At 68.4% G+C, this 16810-nt stretch carries 18 protein-coding genes and 1 pseudogene; 8 read left to right on the forward strand and 11 right to left on the reverse strand.

Translation table 11 applies throughout. From position 1 onward, the window contains the following. A partial coding sequence (locus tag JWQ05_RS13450; protein ID WP_299659004.1) for a 16S rRNA (uracil(1498)-N(3))-methyltransferase occupies positions 1–657 on the reverse strand: 657 nt, incomplete at its 3' end. Between the two features lie 271 nt (positions 658–928). Between JWQ05_RS13450 and JWQ05_RS13455 the strand changes: the two genes are divergently transcribed. Together JWQ05_RS13455 and ubiA are read left to right on the forward strand one after the other, a co-directional pair. Beyond that, the gene (locus JWQ05_RS13455; protein WP_299659006.1) at positions 929–1390 is read left to right on the forward strand and encodes a hypothetical protein; all 462 of its coding nucleotides are present in this window, start codon (positions 929–931) and stop codon (positions 1388–1390) included. Positions 1391–1421: 31 nt separating this feature from the next. Then, entirely contained in the window at positions 1422–2381 is a 960-nt protein-coding gene (ubiA, locus tag JWQ05_RS13460; protein WP_299659008.1) for a 4-hydroxybenzoate octaprenyltransferase, read from the forward strand. A gap of 12 nt (positions 2382–2393) precedes the next feature. Here ubiA and JWQ05_RS13465 read toward each other — a convergent pair whose 3' ends face one another. After that, positions 2394–2876: a DUF6101 family protein gene (locus tag JWQ05_RS13465; protein ID WP_299659038.1), complete on the reverse strand. Its 483-nt coding sequence runs from the start codon at positions 2874–2876 to the stop codon at positions 2394–2396. A gap of 332 nt (positions 2877–3208) precedes the next feature. Here JWQ05_RS13465 and JWQ05_RS13470 point away from each other — a divergent pair, with 332 nt between their 5' ends. Further along, positions 3209–4036 carry a 3'(2'),5'-bisphosphate nucleotidase CysQ gene (locus JWQ05_RS13470; RefSeq protein ID WP_299659010.1) on the forward strand — a complete coding sequence of 276 codons (828 nt, stop codon included), beginning with the start codon at positions 3209–3211 and terminating at the stop codon, positions 4034–4036. A gap of 124 nt (positions 4037–4160) precedes the next feature. Here JWQ05_RS13470 and JWQ05_RS13475 read toward each other — a convergent pair whose 3' ends face one another. Further along, on the reverse strand, positions 4161–4424 hold the full coding sequence (locus JWQ05_RS13475) for an AsnC family transcriptional regulator (protein ID WP_299659012.1): 264 nt from the start codon (positions 4422–4424) through the stop codon (positions 4161–4163). A 186-nt stretch (positions 4425–4610) separates the two neighbouring features. Further along, positions 4611–4820, reverse strand: coding sequence for a cold-shock protein (locus JWQ05_RS13480; RefSeq protein WP_026175704.1), 210 nt, complete (start codon positions 4818–4820; stop codon positions 4611–4613). Positions 4821–5109: 289 nt separating this feature from the next. Here JWQ05_RS13480 and JWQ05_RS13485 point away from each other — a divergent pair, with 289 nt between their 5' ends. Continuing rightward, a complete protein-coding gene (locus JWQ05_RS13485) occupies positions 5110–5499 on the forward strand; it encodes a hypothetical protein (RefSeq protein ID WP_299659019.1) in 390 nt (129 codons plus the stop codon). Between the two features lie 4 nt (positions 5500–5503). Here JWQ05_RS13485 and JWQ05_RS13490 read toward each other — a convergent pair whose 3' ends face one another. The 4 genes from JWQ05_RS13490 to JWQ05_RS13505 form a co-directional block, all read right to left on the reverse strand. Further along, positions 5504–5722: a hypothetical protein gene (locus JWQ05_RS13490; protein ID WP_299659041.1), complete on the reverse strand. Its 219-nt coding sequence runs from the start codon at positions 5720–5722 to the stop codon at positions 5504–5506. A 139-nt stretch (positions 5723–5861) separates the two neighbouring features. Next, positions 5862–6158, reverse strand: coding sequence for a hypothetical protein (locus tag JWQ05_RS13495; protein WP_299659045.1), 297 nt, complete (start codon positions 6156–6158; stop codon positions 5862–5864). Positions 6159–6551: 393 nt separating this feature from the next. Then, positions 6552–7403: an NAD(P)-dependent oxidoreductase gene (locus JWQ05_RS13500; RefSeq protein ID WP_299659021.1), complete on the reverse strand. Its 852-nt coding sequence runs from the start codon at positions 7401–7403 to the stop codon at positions 6552–6554. 98 nt (positions 7404–7501) lie between these two features. Then, positions 7502–8704 (reverse strand): pyridoxal phosphate-dependent aminotransferase, encoded by a 1203-nt coding sequence (locus JWQ05_RS13505; protein WP_299659023.1) that lies wholly within the window; start codon positions 8702–8704, stop codon positions 7502–7504. Between the two features lie 226 nt (positions 8705–8930). Here JWQ05_RS13505 and JWQ05_RS13510 point away from each other — a divergent pair, with 226 nt between their 5' ends. After that, positions 8931–9884 carry a hypothetical protein gene (locus tag JWQ05_RS13510; protein ID WP_299659025.1) on the forward strand — a complete coding sequence of 318 codons (954 nt, stop codon included), beginning with the start codon at positions 8931–8933 and terminating at the stop codon, positions 9882–9884. A 132-nt stretch (positions 9885–10016) separates the two neighbouring features. Here JWQ05_RS13510 and cysN read toward each other — a convergent pair whose 3' ends face one another. From cysN to JWQ05_RS13525, 3 genes are read right to left on the reverse strand one after another with little or no spacing between them, the layout of a single operon-like run. Further along, entirely contained in the window at positions 10017–11417 is a 1401-nt protein-coding gene (gene cysN / locus JWQ05_RS13515; protein WP_299659027.1) for a sulfate adenylyltransferase subunit CysN, read from the reverse strand. A 1-nt stretch (position 11418) separates the two neighbouring features. Then, positions 11419–12360: a sulfate adenylyltransferase subunit CysD gene (gene cysD / locus JWQ05_RS13520; protein WP_299659029.1), complete on the reverse strand. Its 942-nt coding sequence runs from the start codon at positions 12358–12360 to the stop codon at positions 11419–11421. Continuing rightward, entirely contained in the window at positions 12357–13154 is a 798-nt protein-coding gene (locus JWQ05_RS13525) for a phosphoadenylyl-sulfate reductase (protein ID WP_299659031.1), read from the reverse strand. Before JWQ05_RS13525 ends, cysD begins: the two co-directional genes overlap by 4 nt. A 230-nt stretch (positions 13155–13384) precedes the next feature. Between JWQ05_RS13525 and JWQ05_RS13530 the strand changes: the two genes are divergently transcribed. The 3 genes and pseudogenes from JWQ05_RS13530 to JWQ05_RS13540 form a co-directional block, all read left to right on the forward strand. Next, on the forward strand, positions 13385–13891 hold the full coding sequence (locus JWQ05_RS13530; protein ID WP_299659033.1) for an Lrp/AsnC family transcriptional regulator: 507 nt from the start codon (positions 13385–13387) through the stop codon (positions 13889–13891). 109 nt (positions 13892–14000) lie between these two features. After that, entirely contained in the window at positions 14001–15773 is a 1773-nt protein-coding gene (locus tag JWQ05_RS13535) for a flavodoxin domain-containing protein (protein WP_299659035.1), read from the forward strand. A gap of 183 nt (positions 15774–15956) precedes the next feature. After that, positions 15957–16810 (forward strand): annotated as a pseudogene (locus JWQ05_RS13540) (sulfite reductase); the annotation flags it as partial.

Here is a 16810-nt window from a genome sequence, read left to right on the forward strand (position 1 = left end):
CGTGTTCGGGCGCTCCCGGATCATCGCGCGCTCCTCCGGCGCGAAGCCCCCCTCCGGCCCGACCAGCACCGCGAGCGGCGGCGCGGACGCGGGGTCCGCCGCCTGCCGCAGGGCCAGGATGGGGTCGACGACCGGCGCGTCCTCGTCACAGAACACTAGCAGGCGCAAGGGGTTGAGATCGGCCAGGGCCGCCGCGAGCTTGGCCGGCTCCGCGATCTCCGGCAGGCACAGGATGCCGCATTGCTCGGCGGCCTCGACCGCGTTCGACCGAAGCCGGTCGAGGTTCAGGCGCTCGCCTTGGCTGTAGCGCGTGAAGACCGGGCAGAGGGTGCCGGCGCCCATCTCCACGGCCTTCTGCGCCATGTAGTCGAGGCGTGCGGTCTTCAACGGCGCGAACAGGTAATGCAGATCCGAGCGGCCGGGCTGCTGGCGTGTGCGCTCGCGCACGACGAGATCGGCACTCTTGCGACCGGTGGGCGCGATCTCCGCCCGCCACTCGCCGTCCCGGCCGTTGAACAGCAGGACCGGATCGCTCGGACCCCGGCGCAGGACGTTCAGCAGGTAGTTCGCCTGGGCCCGGTCGAGGGGCAGGGTCGCGCCCTCGGCGAGGGCGGCCTCGACGTGAAGGCGGGGAGCGGTGAAATCGTAAGCGGCCATGCCGGGGTGGTCGCGTGTCGGCCGACGCCTTGTCAACGCGCCGCGGCGGCCGGCCATTCAGCCTGATGCGAATCCGCAACAGACGCCGACATTGCGCCTTGAATCCACGCTCGATCGCGTCCGGGCATTTGCGGCTCGAAAGACGCCACATTCCTATGCCGAAACGGCACTAGGTACGGATCGCGCGGGATTTCGGCGCGTCCCGACGCGAATCAGGCCATTTCCGCATCCGCCGCCAGGCGCGCGGTCTGGGGAGAAAGGATCTCAAGGCATGTCGTTCAAGACCATCGCGGCCCTCGCCGTCATCGGTACGGCCCTCTTCAGCGGCCAGGCCTTCGCGCAGAGCGCGCAGTGCGGCGAGATCCAGCAGACGCTCCAGGCCCGCAAGGACCTCGTCGCCAAGGCCAACGCCGCCTCGAACTCGAAGAAGAAGATGACGCCGGCCGAGGCCTGCGCCCTGTTCGGGAAGCTCCAGGCCAACGGCGCCAGCGGCCTGAAGTGGATCGCCGCCAACAAGGAGTGGTGCTCGATCCCGGATTCCTTCGCCGAGGGCTTCAAGGCCGACCACAACAAGGTCTCGGGCATCCGCACCAAGGTTTGCAGCGTCGCCGTCCAGGCCTCGAAGATGGAAGCGCAGGCCCGGGCCCAGGCGCAGAACGGCGGCGGCCAGGGCGGCCTGCTCGGCGGACCGGGTCTCACCGGCAGCCTGAAGATGCCCCAGGGCGCACTCTGATCCGATCCTGCGAGCCAGTGCCGGTCCCCCGATGGGCGGCGTGAGTTCCCCGCCCGCCGAGAACCGCGTCGCCGATGCGGTGGCGGGGCACTGGGTCGACCGGCTCGCGCCGGCGCGGGCGCGCCCCTACCTGCGTCTCGCGCGCATCGACCGCCCCATCGGCTGGTGGCTCCTTCTGCTGCCCTGCTGGTGGTCCTCGGCGCTCGCCGCCATCGCCTCCGGCGCGGCCTTTCCCGATCCGGCGCACCTCGCGCTGTTCTTCGTCGGCGCGGTGGCGATGCGGGGGGCCGGCTCGACCTACAACGACATCGCCGACCGTGACCTCGACGCCCGGGTGGAGCGCACGCGCTCGCGCCCCCTGCCCTCCGGACAGATTCGAGCCCGACACGCCGTCGTCTTCCTGGTGGCGCAGGCGCTCGTCGGCCTGGCGGTGCTGCTGCAGTTCAACCGCACCGCGATCCTGGTCGGCATGGCGTCGCTGCTGCCGGTGGCGATCTATCCGTTCATGAAGCGCGTGATGCCGGTGCCGCAGGCGGTGCTCGGACTCGCCTTCGCATGGGGGGCGCTGATGGGTTGGGTGGCGGTGTTCGCGCACCTCGATGCGCCGGCACTGCTGCTCTACGCGGGCACCATCGCGTGGGTCGTGGGGTACGATACCATCTACGCCGTGCAGGACATCGAGGACGACGAGATCGCCGGCATCCGCTCCTCGGCCCGCTTCTTCGGGCGCCGGATGCAAGGGGCGATCGGTCTCTGCTACGGGGTGAGCGCCGCGCTGATCCTGGCGGCGACGTTTCTGGCGGGCGCGGGCCCCATCGGCCTCATCGGCGTCGGGCTGTTCGCCGGCCATCTGGCGGCACAGGTGCTGCGGCTCGATACGCGCGACGGGCGCGGGGCGCTCGACCTGTTCCGCTCCAACCGGGACGCGGGCCTGATCCTGTTCGTGGGTCTCGCGGCGGATGCGATCATCCGACCCCTGATCGGCGCCTGAGCCGGGACGGGCTCAGCAGCGTGCGCCGGAGATGATCTCGCTCTCGCCCCGGTGAATGAGCGGGCGCACCGGCAGGGCGCCGGTCTTGCGGCGCACGAGGAAGCGCGGGCGGCGGCCGCTGAGCGAGCCGACGCGGCGGCGCATGCGGGTGCGGCCGAGGGCCACCGGGCCGAGTTGGGCCGACACGACGGCGAGGGCGCCATCCTCCTTGACGATCATCCGGGGCAGGCCGGACTTGGCGGCGCAATCCCGCCAAACGGCCACGACCTCCTCCTCGCAGAACGGACCGAGGCGCGCGATCACGGCGTCATTCGCGTCGACCAGAAGCAGGTCGAAGCGATCCTCGCCGCAGGCATCCGAATCGTCCTCGGCGAAGGCGAGCGCGATGCCGACCGGGCGGCGAAGCTGGGCGCGGCCGAACACCGGCAGGGCGGAGGCGATGAACGACGGGCCGGTGGTGGGAGCCTGCGAGCCATCTGCGGAAGCGTCGTTCATGTTCGTGAAAGAGTTCATGGCTCGTACACCCTGTTGGCGTCGGCGCTCTCAATGGATCGCCCGTCTATGACAAGCAGATTTGCGTCTAATCTCCTCAGAGCACCTTAAAAGTGAGCGTTAAGCGAGTGTGGACGAGCCTGAAGCGCTCGGAATGCTCAACGCTTCCTTGCCGCGATCGTCGGCATTCGCGCGTATGGACATCTGCGTGGCTCTGCTTGTGACAATCAGAAGGGCACCCTACAACGGAGGCGCCACCGCGCTCCACGCCCACCGCTGCGGGGCGAAGGGCGTCTCGCGCGCAGAGACACACCTCCAGAGCCGTACGGAAACGCATGTCCGACCCGATGTCACCGGAGGCCGCGCACGCCCTGGTTCCCGCCCTGCGCGCCACCATCCGCGAAGCGGCGGCCCTCGCCCTGCCCTTCTATCAAGCCGGCCGGCAGACCGGGGCACGGGTCTGGTCCAAGGCTGGCGGTTCGCCGGTCACGGAAGCCGACGTCGCGGTCGACACCTTCCTGAAGATCCGGCTCAGCGCATTGCTCCCGCGCGCCGCATGGCTGTCGGAAGAAACCGCCGACGATGCGGTCCGGCTCAACGCGGATCTGGTCTGGATCGTCGATCCCATCGACGGAACCCGGGCCTTCATGTCCGGGCATCCCGACTGGTCGATCGCCGTGGCCCTGCTGTCGGCGGGCGAACCTGTGCTCGGCTTCGTCCATGCGCCGGTGACCGACACGTTCTACGAAGCCGTGGCGGGCGCTGGCGCGACCCGGAACGGCGAGGCCCTCGCGGTCTCGTCCCAGGACCGAATCGAGGGCGCGCGCGTCACCGGTCCGAAGCCGATGATGGACAGGCTCGTGCGAGGCGCGGCCAAGGATGGCATGACGCCCGATGTCGTGACAGTCGAGCGCGTGCCGTCGCTCGCCCTGCGCGTGGTGCGGGTGGCGGAAGGGTCGATCGATGTCGGACTGGTTTCGCCCAATGCGCGGGATTGGGACCTGGCCGGTGCCGACCTGATCCTGCGAGAGGCGGGAGGCGCGATCTGCGACCTCCAGGGCCGCCCGACGACCTACAATCGCACGGATCCCGTCCACGGCGAACTCGTCGCCGTGTCGGATGGCCTGCGCGTCACGGTCGTGGAGGCCATGGGCCGGCACTGACGCGGTCGCGGGGCGGATGGAAGGGAATCGGGGTCCCGGCACGATCGTGCCGGGGTTGGTCGAGTTCCGTCTGCCGGACGCCTCTAGGACGCTGCGGCGACGATCCTCGACCCCGAGGCTCGCGTTACGCGTGTTCGCGCAGGGCGACCGCTTCGGGCGCCATGCCGAGCCGCTCGGCGAGGTGCCAACGCAGTTCGCGTGGCGAGTGGTAGTTGTAGGAGGTGTCGATCAGGTGGCTGAGGTCGACGGTCTTGCCGTCCTGTACTCTCTTGCCGTCCTGAACTCTGGCTTCCTGCGTCAGTCTCTGATTCAGACGACCGACCTTGAACGTCGCCGCATCCGTGACGGGCGAACGGGCGCCGTTGCGCCGGGTATATTCGAAGAACATCGTTTTTCTTGTGTGCTTTCAGGTATTCGGATGTGCAGGCCCCTTGGGGCTCGAAACGTCGTTGATGATGGAAATTGCCGGGCATCTGGACTCTTCCTCCCCGGAAGAATCATGGATCGCCGGCGGCGAAAGCCTCGCGAAGAGGCCCATCGGGTGACGCCAGCCCGAAGGCTGGCGCCGGGAGCATCAGGCCGCCTGGAGGTTACCAGCCGAGTCCTTGCCGCTGCGCTTGTCGGTCTGGATCTCGTAGGAGACCTTCTGACCCTCGATGAGGTTGCGCATGCCAGCGCGCTCGACAGCGGAGATGTGAACGAACACATCCTTGCCGCCGTCGTCAGGCTGAATGAAGCCGTAGCCCTTGGTCTCGTTGAACCATTTAACAGTGCCGGTATTCACGAAATAGATCCTCGTATCGTTCGTCGATCAACAGCCAGCGTCTGCTCGACGCAAGCGGCGGATCCTCTTCGGTAGCCTGACGGGATCAGCAGGACGTGGGAAGCTTCATGGTAGAAGCTCCCAGCTCACCGATACCCGCTGCATCCACATGTAGTCCGATCATGCGGCCGCAACAAGGCATCGGACCGGACGGAACGGACGTCGGCGGTTGCACCGATGCCGCCCGCCCCTGTGTTCTTTGCCGACCCGACCGCATATAAGAGTTCCTGAGCAGGCATTTAGGCGATCCATGGCGGGCATCTCGGTTTCCCTCGAAGGCGCGAACATTCAACTGTCGTTCCAGAAGGACGATCAGGCGACCGCGGTGGTCATGGATGCCCGCGCGGCCCGTGCCCTCGTGCGGGCCATGGGGCAGTTGCTCATCGCCATCGACGAACCGGAGGACCCGGATCTGGCGGATGACCTCAGCGACGAGGACATCGCGATGCTCGACGTGACCTCCTCGGCCATCGAGGTCGGCACCGACGAGCAGGGGCAGGCCGTGGTGGCCCTTCAGGCCGGCGCGCTGCCGCCGTTCCAACTGCGCCTGACGGACGAAGAGGCCCGCCACGTGGTGACGAGCCTCTCCGAGATCCTGAGTGCGCCGCGCGATGTCCGCGCGTCGCACGGCGATCACTGACGCATTACATCCGCACGCCGGGATCGGTCGGACCGCCGGGCAGGTAATCCGGCTCGGAACCGGGGCCGGCCGGCTCGTCGATTCCCGGATCGTTGACGGGATAGGGCGTGCGCGGGCCGGTCGGGCCGATATCCGGCTGCTCGTCGGGCAAGGGCGGCGTCGGGAGGTCGCCGGGGATCCCGCCCGGCAGCGGCTCGGGGATCGGTAGGCCTGGATTGGCCATGTCGAAAGGGGCCAGATCGGGAGTGGCCATGCGCAGCCTCCTGTCGTGATGGGGGGATGCGGATCAACACCCTCGCGCCAGGACCGGTTCCAGCCACGGCTCCGCACGGGGCTCGACGCGAGCCTCGCCAGAAGGCCGTTCAGCGCCGTACGGCCGCCTTCTGAACCTTCGCCCTATCGGGGGCGGCGCCTGCGAAAAGCTCGGACAGCCCGCGCTGGTCGAGGCCGCGCGTGACCTCGGGCTCGGCCGGAGCCGCCGCGACCGTGTCGGCCTTGCGCGGCGTGATCGACCCGGTGGTGACCGGATCGGCGAAGTCCGCCGCGGCCTGGGCCGTCGGCACGGGCTCGCGCTGGAGGCGCATGGCCCAGTGGGTGGCGGTGGAAAGCGCGGCGATCGCGAGGATCGCCTTGATGCCACCCGTCAGGAGGCGTCTCATTGTGGTCAGGCCCGAGCTACGCAGTGACACGCGGCCGGTTCCCCGGCCATCACCAATCTTTGCGCAGGATCCTTAACGACCGCCACCGGGTCGCTCGGCTGCCGCGTCCCGATGCGGCACGGAGGCCAGCAACCTTTGAGGTAGAACAAGCTTCGAGGTGGGCCATGCGCCACGGCTGCGGTTCCTGTTCCCCGCGTCCGTGACACGCCTGTCGCGACCCGGCCCACTAGGCCTCACAGTAACCGCGCAGAGAACTGGTCCGCACCGCCCCGTCACGACAGGCCCCGCCACCATGCCAAGCCCGAGAGGGTTCGCGAAACCATCGGGCGCCTCGGCAGCAGGGACAGCCGATGTAGGGGTCCGGCGTGGAGCCGGCAACCGGCGGATCGAGCCTCAGCGCGGCTGCGACGATCCGCACGCCTCGGCGAAGGCGCGCAAAGCCGCGACTTCATCGGCGTTGTCCGGTCGGGACAGGCGCTCATACAACGCGGCCGCGCCTGCAAAGACCTGCCGTCCGGCCGGGTCCGCCCCGAGGAAGGCGCCGATCTCGCCCATCTCCGCCACCCAGCGATGGGCCTTCGGCAGCATGTCGGGCAATCCGCGCCCGAAGCGCTCGAAGAGATGAGGTTCGTTCTCGGAGAGTTCCGCACGCAAGGCCTCGCCCGCTCCGGCGCGCTCGGCGGCCAGGACCATCAGGGCCGCGAGCGCCGTCAGTCCCTTGTTGATACCCGCATAGGACATCTTCAGCGCCGAGGCGGCGCCGATGCCCCCGCTCATCGGGCGGATGTCGAGGCCGAGGGCGCGCAGGGGCAGCAGCGCGTCGACGGCGTCGCCGGCGACATGGATGCGCGGGCCCGGGCCCTCGAAACGCGGCGGAAGGCCGATGATCGCGGCATCGAGGAACGCCGCGCCGGTCGGTGCGACGAGGTCCGCGACGGCACGCACCGTCTGCACGTTGACGGCGTTGCAATCGACGTAGACGGGCTTGCGCTCGGCCGCCGCAAGTGCCGGCAACAGGCTCCGGGCGAGCGGCGCCGCATCGGCCGGCGGCACGATCGAGAGCAGGAGGTCGGCCTGCATCAGGCCGGCATCGTCGACAGCGACCATGCCGGCGCCTTCGGCCCGCGCGCGGGTCGCGGCACTGCGCCCCTCCAGCACCGTGACGACCCGGGCGCCGCGCCCGGTGAGGCGGGCCGCGATGGCGCTGCCCATGGCACCGGCGGCCAGAATGGCGATGGTCGTCATGACGGCACCTTCCGAAGCGGGAACGACCGCGCCCCGGCTCAACACCGAGGGCGCGGTCGTCCGAGAAGCAAGCCGCGAGCCTCCCCGCGACCCGTCGCTCAGCTCAACGAGCCGCAGAAGCGCTGGATGCGGGTGCAGGCTTCCTCGAGGGCGGTGTTGGAGGTGGCGTAGGAGATGCGCAGGTTGGGCCCGAGCCCGAAAGCGGAGCCGTGGACGGCGGCGACCCCCTCGGCCTGGAGCAGCTCGACCACGAAATCCTCGTCGGTCTCGATGACCTTGCCGGTCGGGGTCTTGCGCCCGATCGTCTCGGCGCAGGACGGATAGACGTAGAACGCGCCCTCCGGCGTCGGGCACTTGAGGCCGTTGGTCTGGTTCAGCATCGAGACGACGAGGTCGCGCCGGGTCTGGAAGGCGGCGCGGAACTCGGCGAGATGGGCCTGCGTGCCCTCCAGGGCTGCCACCGCCGCCCATTGCGAGATCGTCGTGGCACCGGAGGTCTGCTGGCCCTGGACGAAGTCCATTGCCTTGATCAGGTGTTCGGGACCGGCGGCGTAGCCGATACGCCAGCCCGTCATCGCGTAGGCCTTCGAGACGCCGTTCATGGTCAGCGTGCGCTCGTAGAGGCCGGGCTCGATCTGCGCCGGGGTGACGAAGGCGAAGTCGCCGTAGGTCAGGTGCTCGTACATGTCGTCGGTGAGCACCCAGACATGCGGGTGACGCATCAGGACGTCGGTGATCTTCTTCAGCTCGGCATGCGCGTAGGCCGCGCCCGACGGGTTCGAGGGCGAATTGAGGATGATCCACTTGGTCCTGGGCGTGATCACCCGCTCGAGATCCTCGGGCTGAAGCTTGAAGTCGTGCTCCATGTCGGTCTCGACGAAGACCGGGGTGCCGCCGCACAGAACCACCATCTCCGGATAGGACACCCAATAGGGACGCGGGATGACGACCTCGTCGCCGGGGTTCAGTGTCGCCAGGAGCGCGTTGTAGATCACCTGCTTGCCGCCGGTGCCGACGATGGTCTGGGACGGCTTGTAGTCGAGGCCGTTCTCTCGCTTGAACTTCCTGGCGATCGCCTCGCGCAGGGGTACGATGCCGGACACGGGCGGGTACTTGGTCTCGCCCCGGCGGATCGCCTCGATGGCCGCGTCCTTGATGTGCTGGGGCGTATCGAAATCAGGCTCGCCCACGGAGAGGCTGATCACGTCCATGCCCTGCGCTTTCAGCTCGCGCGCCTTCTGCGTCATCGCGATGGTCGCGGAGGGCTTCACGCGGGACAAGGCGTCGGACAGAAAGCCCATGATGGGGTGCTCCTGAAGGTCGGTGGTCGAGGCCGCGGGCGGGGCGGCGTCATCGACCTGCCCCGGCGCGGGCGGACCCTAGTGGCGGCGGTTCACCTGAGCAAGTCTGCGGCCAAGTCAATGCGCGCGCTTGGCTCAGATCCGTGATCCAGCACTCGGTTGCCGGTGAACCGTCGTCGCGTTAAGCGCTGGCGGCACACGGATTCAGGCCGGGAGAGGACCATGGATGCCTGATGAGTTGGCGGCCTTCGTGCACGAGGGACGCGACGGCTGGCTGTTTCTGACGGCGGGCAGCAACAACGTGATCGGACAGTTCAGCGAAACGCAGGCCATGAAGCAGCGGCTCATGGACTGGAAAGCGCTGCTCATTTCCCGGAGCCGGCGCTGCGAGAGCCTGGGCACCACCTACCTGCACCTGACAGTGCCGGAAAAACTGACGGTCTACGATCACCTGCTGCGGGATCTCGAGATCGACCAGCGGCTGTCGCCGGCCCTGCGCCTGCGTCAGAGCCTGATCTGGCATCCGCTGGTGCGCCGCGCCTGCCTCGATCTCGTGACGGCGTTCCGCAAGAGATCTGACAGCGAGGATCTCTACTTCCGCACCGACAGCCACTGGTCCTTCGCCGGGCGGCTCGTCGCCTATCAGGCGCTGTGTGAAGCGCTCGGCGCGGTCCCGCGCGAGGATTTTCCCCAACGGCCCTTCGACGAGCAAGAGTTCCAGGGAGACCTCGGCGGGCAGCTCGATCCGCCGCAATCGGAACTCGCGCGCTTCTATGCCCTTCAGCGGGACTCCGTGCGCCATTACGCAAGCCCCATCGTCGAGGCGCGGGAGGCGGCTGGTGCGATCAACACGCTCCATGTCGGCGCACACGTCATCTATCGCAACGCGTCGCCGGATGCGGACCCCCGCCGCCTCGTCCTGTTCGGCGATTCCTATTCGCACTTCGCGCCGTCGATGCTGATGATCATGCTCGCGGAGACGTTTCGCGAGGTGCATTTCATCTGGTCGACCTCGATCGACTGGGCTTATGTCGAGCGCACCCTGCCGGACATCCTGGTGACGCAGATCGCCGAGCGCTTCATGTTCCAGGTGCCCGACGACACCTTCGACCTCGACGCCTACGTGGCGGAGCGGTTCGGGGCCGAACTCGGGATCGGCGAACCGGTACAGCCGGACTGACCCTCCAAACAGCAGAACCCCGGTCCGGAATGTCCGGGCCGGGGCTGAAGCCCGCTCCGCGCGATGCCGGGCTCGTCCGCTGGACGCACCTGACGTGTCGCGGAGACGTGTCGCGAAGGTGAGGTCGGGGGGTCAGATCCCCCCGAAGACCCAGCGCAGCCTGGACAGGAAGCCGCCGCCCGAGCGCTTGGCGCGCACCTCCTCCGGCTCGTCCTTGAGGGAGGTCGCGGAGGCGTCCGCCTGGATCAGCCCGAGGGCCGCCGTGTCGGTCGATTCGCGATCGATCAGGATGAAGCCGCCGGTGTCGCGGTTCGCCGTGTAGGCATCCACCGCCACCGCCCGGTCCAGGCTGAGGGTGACGTCGGCGATGTCGTTGGCGACGAGGCGAGCGGCCGGCTCCGGCTTGCCCGTCTCGGGGTCGATGCGGGTGCGAATCGTGGTGACGACGGCGTTGACCGTGACGGTGCCGATCTTGGCGAGCAGCGTGGCACCGGGCAGCAATTCGCTCTCGGCCGCCCAGAACAGGCGGGCGTCGATGCTGTCGGTCACCCGCATCGGCGCGTCGGCGGTGACGATCACCGAACCGCGCGAGGCGTCGATCTCGTCGGCGAGCACCAGGGTCACGGATTGGCCTTCCACCGCGTGGGGCAGGTCGCCGTCGGCGGTGTAGATGCGCGCGACCGTCGAGGTCCGGCCCGAGGGCTCGACGATGACGGCGTCCCCGGGCGCCACCCGCCCGCTGGCGATCAGGCCGGCAAAGCCCCGGAACTCGGAATTCGGCCGGTTGACCCACTGCACCGCAAGGCGGAAGGGGGCGGCCTGCTCCTCGACGCGCACCGGCACCTCTTCGAGGTACTGCAGCAACGGCGTGCCTTTGTACCAGGGAGCGCCCGCGGCCGGCAGCACGACATTGTCGCCGTTCTTGGCCGAGAGGGGGATCGCCCGCACCTCCGTGAAGCCGAGCGGCCCGGCATAGGCGTCGAAGGCCGCGACAAGCTCCTCGAACCGGCTCTCCGACCAGCCGACCAGATCCATCTTGTTCACGGCGAGCGCCACGCGCTTGATGCCGAGCAGCGAGACGAGGAGCGCGTGCCGGCGGGTCTGTCGGGTCAGGCCCTGGCGCGCGTCGACGAGGATCACCGCCACGTCCGCCGTTGAGGCGCCGGTGGCCATGTTGCGGGTGTACTGCTCGTGGCCAGGGGTGTCGGCGACGATGAAGGAGCGCTTTTCGGTGGAGAAGAACCGGTAGGCGACGTCGATGGTGATGCCCTGCTCGCGCTCGGCCTGGAGGCCGTCCACGAGGAGCGCCAGATCGATCTCGGCGCCCTGCGTGCCGTGCTTGCGCGAATCGCGCTGCAGGGCCGTGACCTGATCGTCGAAGATCTGCTTGGTGTCGTGCAGGAGGCGACCGATCAGGGTCGACTTGCCGTCATCCACGGAACCGCAGGTGATGAAGCGCAGCACCTCCTTGTTCTGGTGCGCGGTCAGGAAGGCGTCGTAGCCGAAGGACTGGGGAGTCTGATGGATCGTCATCTTAGAAATAGCCCTCCTGCTTCTTGCGCTCCATGGCGCCGGCACCATCCTTGTCGATCACGCGGCCCTGGCGCTCCGAGGTCCGGGTGGCCAGGGTCTCGCCGATGATCTCCGGCAGGGTTGCGGCGCCGCTCTCCACGGCGCCGGTGAGCGGGTAGTCGCCCAGGGTGCGGAAGCGGACGGAGATTTCCTTCGGCGTCTCGCCCGGCTCCAGCGGCAGGCGCTCGTCGTCCACGAGGATGAGCTGGCCCTCGCGTTCCACCACCGGACGGGGCTTGGCGAAGTAGAGCGGAACGATGGGGATGTTCTCCTGCTCGATGTAGAGCCAGACGTCGAGCTCGGTCCAGTTCGAGATCGGGAACACCCGCAGGGATTCGCCGCGCTTCTTCCTGAGATTGTAGACGTGCCAGGGCTCGGCGCGCTGGCGCTTCGGGTCCCAGCGATGCTGGGCGGTGCGCAGCGAGAAGATGCGCTCTTTGGCGCGCGAGGCCTCCTCGTCGCGGCGCGCGCCGCCGAAGGCCGCATCGAACTTGTGCTTGTCGAGGGCCTGACGCAGCCCTTGCGTCTTCATCACGTCGGTGTGGACTTCCGAACCGTGGGTGATCGGTCCGACGCCGCGGGCCAGACCTTCCTGGTTGGTGTGGACGATGAGGTCGAGGCCGAGGTCCTTGGCGCGCTGATCGCGAAACGCGATCATCTCCTTGAACTTCCACGTGGTGTCGATGTGCATCAGCGGGAACGGCAGGCGCCCCGGCGCGAAAGCCTTGAGCGCCAGGTGCAGAAGCACCGAGGAATCCTTGCCGATGGAGTAGAGCATCACCGGGTTCTCGGTCTCGGCGACCGTCTCCCGCATGATGTGGATGCTCTCGGCTTCCAGGCGCTGCAGGTGGGTGAGCCGCTCGGACCGGCTCGCCGCGTGGGTGGTGAGGGGTGCGGCGCTCATCGGGCCATCTCCAGGGGTTTTGCGTGTTTCGTGGTCTCGAAGGCCGCCGCTTCCTGTCCGGGCGCGACGTTCTCCTCCGGGGCGTGGACGTGCAGGCCGCACTCCTTCTTGGAGGCCTGCTCCCACCACCAGCGCCCGGCGCGCTCGTCCTCGCCGACGCGGATCGCCCGGGTGCAGGGCGCGCAGCCGATGGAGGGGAAGCCGCGGTCGTGCAGCACGTTGTAGGGGATGTAGTTGTCGGACACGAAGCGCTCGACGTCGGCGCGGGTCCAGTCGGCCAGCGGATTGATCTTGATCAGCCCCCGCGCCTCGTCCGCCTCGGCGAGGGGCGTGTCGGCGCGGTTGGCGGATTGCCCGGCGCGCAGGCCCGTGAGCCATCCCGCCGCGCCATCAAGGGCACGGCCCAGCGGCTCGACCTTGCGGAAGCCGCAGCAGGCCTGGCGCGCGGCCACCGAACGGCGAAACCCGTTGATGCCCTCCTGCACGACGAACCGCTCCTCGGCCTCGCGCTCCGGCGCATAGGCGCGGATGCGGATGCCGTAGGCGGATTCGGTCTCGCTCCAGGTATCGTAGGTCTCGGGATAGAGGCGGCCGGTATCCAGGGTGACGATCTCGGTCCGCCCCTTGTGCATCGCGACCGCGTGCGTGAGCGCCTGATCCTCGATGCCGAGGCTGGTGGTGAACACGAGACGGCCCGGCACCGTGGCCTCGATGAGCGCGATGCGGCCCTTCAGGTCCAGGCCGCCCAGCGCGGACGCGAGGTCCCGCGCCGCGTTTTCCAGTTGAGAGGTCATGAGAGACTTTGCACTGCTGTCTTGTCTAGGACGTGAAATGTTCGCTATAACGAACGCTGTCAAGGCATGGCGGCTATCCCCGAGGGGCAATCCCCATCCGTGACCACCACCCTGCCGCAACGGCGCCGATCACGAATCCGTTGCCGAGCGAAGAAAAATCCTTCTCATCGGGTCGTTGCAGCGTGTCACCCCGCACGCCGCCGCGATCCTCGAACGACACGAGGCCGGCCTTGGATTCGATCGACCTGAAGATCCTCGCGCTGCTGCAGCAGGACGCCACCCTCTCCATCGCCACCATCGGCGAGCGGGTCGGCCTGTCGCAGACGCCCTGCTGGAAACGCATCCAGCGCCTGGAGGCCGACGGCGTCATCGACCGGCGCGTGGCCGTGCTCGATCCGGTCAAGCTCGGTCTCGGGCTCACCGTGTTCGTCTCCATCGAGACCGCGGACCACTCCCGCGAGTGGCTGGAACGCTTCGCCGCGACGGTCTCGGCCATGCCGGAAGTGCTCGAATTCTACAGGATGGCCGGCGATGTGGATTACATGCTGCGCGTCGTGGTCGCAGATATGCGCGCCTACGATACGTTCTATAAGCATCTCATCGCGACCCTGCCGCTCAAGAACGTGACGTCCCGGTTCGCGATGGAAAAGGTCAAGTCCACCACGGCCCTGCCCCTTCCGGCCCCACCCAGCAACGGACGCTTCACCCCGGCGCTGTCCGTGGTGGCCGGAGAATAAAAAACTCTTTTGCACTGCACGCGCAGGCAGCTCCTTCTACCGTGACGTCGTTCTGTAAAACGGACAACCCCGTTGACAGCCGGCCTCTCAGGACGACATGGCTTCGGATATGGCACGACACGCGATTCTCCCCCGCACGGCTCCCTTCGGCGACACCGAACGCGCGAGTCTCGACGCCGTCCTCGGCGCGGCGACCCCGATCCAGCGGGCATGGCTCGCGGGCTTCCTCGCCGGCCTCGACGCCGGGGGCGCCCCTCAGGTCGCCGCCGTGCCGGCAGCCCCCCCGAAGGCCGCCGAGCCACTGACGATCCTGTTCGCCAGCGAATCCGGCAACTCCGAGAAGCTGGCCGGCGATGTGGCCAAGCTCGCGCGCAAGAATGGCTTCAAGCCGAAGGTCGTCGATTTCTTCGACCTTGATGTCGCGAGCCTCGCCAAGGAAAAGCGCGTGGTCGCCATCGCCGCGACCTGGGGCGAGGGCGAGCCGCCGGCGCGGGCGACCCGGGCCTATGGCGAACTCATGGGCGACGGGGCGCCGCGCCTCGACGGCGTCGAGTTCGCCGTGCTGTCGCTCGGCGACACGTCCTACGCGGAATTCTGCGCCATCGGTAAGGCGCTCGACGCGCGCTTCGAGGCGCTGGGCGCCAAGCGCGCCCATGAGCGCGCCGACCTCGACCTCGATTTCGACAAGCCGGCCGCCGACTGGATCAAGAACACCCTCAAGGCCCTGACTCCGCCGCCGAGCGCGGACAACGTGGTGGCCGTCGATTTCGCGGCGCGGGCCGTCGAGGACGACGAGGACGCCGAGCCGAGCCGCGAGCCGCGGGTGGTCGAGGTCGTCGACCACGTGAACCTGAATTCCTCGCGCTCCGACAAGGAGACGATCCACCTCGCCCTCGAATTCGAGGATGGGGCACCGGCCTACGAGCCCGGCGACTCCCTGGAGATCTACCCGGAGAACGACCCGGCCCTCGTCGACGAGATCCTGGCGGCCACCGGCCTCTCGGGCGACGCCGCCCTGCGCCAGGCGCTGCTGGCCGAGCGCGACATCACCACCCTGTCGGCCACAACCGTGGAGCGCTTCGTCAAGGCCACGGGCCACGCCGACGCGCAGAAGCTGATCGAGAGCGGTGAGGCCAAGGCCTGGATCGAGGGCCGCCATCTCATCGACCTCATCCAGAGCTTCCCGGCAAAACTGACGCCGGAGCACCTGAACACCATCACCCGGCCGTTGCCGCCCCGCGCCTATTCCATCGCCTCTTCGCGCAGGGAAGTCGGGGATGAAGTCCATCTCGCCATCGCGGCGGTGCGCTACGAGACCCACGGCCGGGCGCGCTCCGGGGTCACCTCGACCCATATCGCCGACCGCGTGAAAAACGGCGCCAAGCTGCGGGTGAAGCTGAAGCCCAACCGCCACTTCCGCCTGCCGCAGGACCCGGCCACCGACATCATCATGGTCGGCCCCGGTACCGGCGTCGCGCCGTTCCGCGCCTTCGTGCAGGAGCGCCGGGCCGTGGAAGCGCCGGGCCGCTCCTGGCTGTTCTTCGGCGACCGGCACTTCACCCACGACTTCCTCTACCAGCTCGAATGGCAGGAGGCGCTGGAGGACGGTTCGCTCACCCAGATTGACGTCGCCTTCTCGCGCGACCAGCCGGAGAAGATCTACGTCCAGGATCGGATCGCCCATCACGCCAAGGAGGTCGTCGCCTGGCTCGAGGGCGGTGCCAGCTTCTACGTCTGCGGCGACGCGAACCGGATGGCCAAGGACGTGCGCAACGCCGTGGTGAAGGCCTACCAGGACGTGAAGTCCCTGAGCCCCGCCGACGCCGAGGCGGCGGTTGCGTCACTGGAACGCGCGCACCGCTACCAGCAGGACGTCTACTAAGGACGCAGAACGGAAACCTCGCCCTATCGTGGACGAGGGTGCCTGTGGAGCAGGCGGGTGAGGGGCAGCCTCTCCGGACAGCGCGCTCCCTCACCCGGCCCGCCCAGCGGGCCACCCTCTCCCGCAGAGGGGGGAGGCGCACCGACCGCATAGACTTTGACCGAAGAAGACCGGAATCCCGCCATGGCCGAGCAGACCCCGCCCCGCACCTACGAGACCCCGCCGGTCGATCGCCCGATCACCGAGGCGGAAGCCGCCCGGTCGGCCGGGCTCGCGCATAACGAGCATCTCAAGATCGCGTCCGGCTACCTGCGCGGCACGCTCGCCGACGGCCTCCTCAAGCACGCCACCGGCGCGATCTCCGAGGATGACGGCCAGCTCGTGAAGTTCCACGGGATGTACATGCAGGACGACCGCGACATCCGCGCGGAGCGCACGAAGAAGAAGCTGGAGAAGGCCTTCAGCTTCATGATCCGCCTGCGCATTGCCGGCGGCGTGGTCACCCCGAAGCAGTGGCTGGCGCTGGACGAGATCGCCACGACCTATGCGGGCGGGGCGCTCCGCGCGACCACGCGCCAGACCTTCCAGTATCACGGCGTCATCAAGTCGAACCTCAAGCGCACGATGGCGGCCATCGACGCGACGCTGCTCGACACCATCGCGGCCTGCGGCGACGTCAACCGCAACGTGATGGCGGCGACCAACCCGGCCCAGAGCGGCGCCCACAAGGCCGCCTACCAGCTCGGCAAGGACATCTCGGATTCGCTGCTGCCCAAGACGAATGCCTGGCGCGAGATCTGGCTCGACGGCGAGCGCGTGGTCGGCGGCGAGGATGTCGCCGAAGTCGAGCCCGTCTACGGCAAGACCTACCTGCCGCGTAAGTTCAAGACCGTGATCGCGGTGCCGCCCTCGAACGAGGTCGACATCTTCGCCCACGATCTCGGCTTCATCGCCATCTTGGACAAGAAGAACCAGCTCACGGGCTGGAACGTGACGGTGGGCGGCGGCATGGGCATGACCCATGGCGAGACCGACAC

It is taken from the genome of Methylobacterium sp., assembly GCF_028290105.1.
GTDB lineage: Bacteria > Pseudomonadota > Alphaproteobacteria > Rhizobiales > Beijerinckiaceae > Methylobacterium.

Coding starts and splice junctions, on each gene's coding strand:
- JWQ05_RS13510 (WP_299659025.1), top strand. CDS start 8,931: ATGCCTGATGAGTTGGCGGCCTTCGTGCACGAGGGACGCGACGGCTGG.
- cysD (WP_299659029.1), bottom strand. CDS start 12,360: ATGAGCGCCGCACCCCTCACCACCCACGCGGCGAGCCGGTCCGAGCGG.
- JWQ05_RS13495 (WP_299659045.1), bottom strand. CDS start 6,158: ATGAGACGCCTCCTGACGGGTGGCATCAAGGCGATCCTCGCGATCGCC.
- JWQ05_RS13490 (WP_299659041.1), bottom strand. CDS start 5,722: ATGGCCAATCCAGGCCTACCGATCCCCGAGCCGCTGCCGGGCGGGATC.
- JWQ05_RS13465 (WP_299659038.1), bottom strand. CDS start 2,876: ATGAACGACGCTTCCGCAGATGGCTCGCAGGCTCCCACCACCGGCCCG.
- ubiA (WP_299659008.1), top strand. CDS start 1,422: ATGGGCGGCGTGAGTTCCCCGCCCGCCGAGAACCGCGTCGCCGATGCG.
- JWQ05_RS13525 (WP_299659031.1), bottom strand. CDS start 13,154: ATGACCTCTCAACTGGAAAACGCGGCGCGGGACCTCGCGTCCGCGCTG.
- JWQ05_RS13505 (WP_299659023.1), bottom strand. CDS start 8,704: ATGGGCTTTCTGTCCGACGCCTTGTCCCGCGTGAAGCCCTCCGCGACC.
- JWQ05_RS13485 (WP_299659019.1), top strand. CDS start 5,110: ATGGCGGGCATCTCGGTTTCCCTCGAAGGCGCGAACATTCAACTGTCG.
- JWQ05_RS13475 (WP_299659012.1), bottom strand. CDS start 4,424: ATGTTCTTCGAATATACCCGGCGCAACGGCGCCCGTTCGCCCGTCACG.
- JWQ05_RS13455 (WP_299659006.1), top strand. CDS start 929: ATGTCGTTCAAGACCATCGCGGCCCTCGCCGTCATCGGTACGGCCCTC.
- JWQ05_RS13470 (WP_299659010.1), top strand. CDS start 3,209: ATGTCCGACCCGATGTCACCGGAGGCCGCGCACGCCCTGGTTCCCGCC.
- JWQ05_RS13535 (WP_299659035.1), top strand. CDS start 14,001: ATGGCACGACACGCGATTCTCCCCCGCACGGCTCCCTTCGGCGACACC.
- JWQ05_RS13500 (WP_299659021.1), bottom strand. CDS start 7,403: ATGACGACCATCGCCATTCTGGCCGCCGGTGCCATGGGCAGCGCCATC.
- cysN (WP_299659027.1), bottom strand. CDS start 11,417: ATGACGATCCATCAGACTCCCCAGTCCTTCGGCTACGACGCCTTCCTG.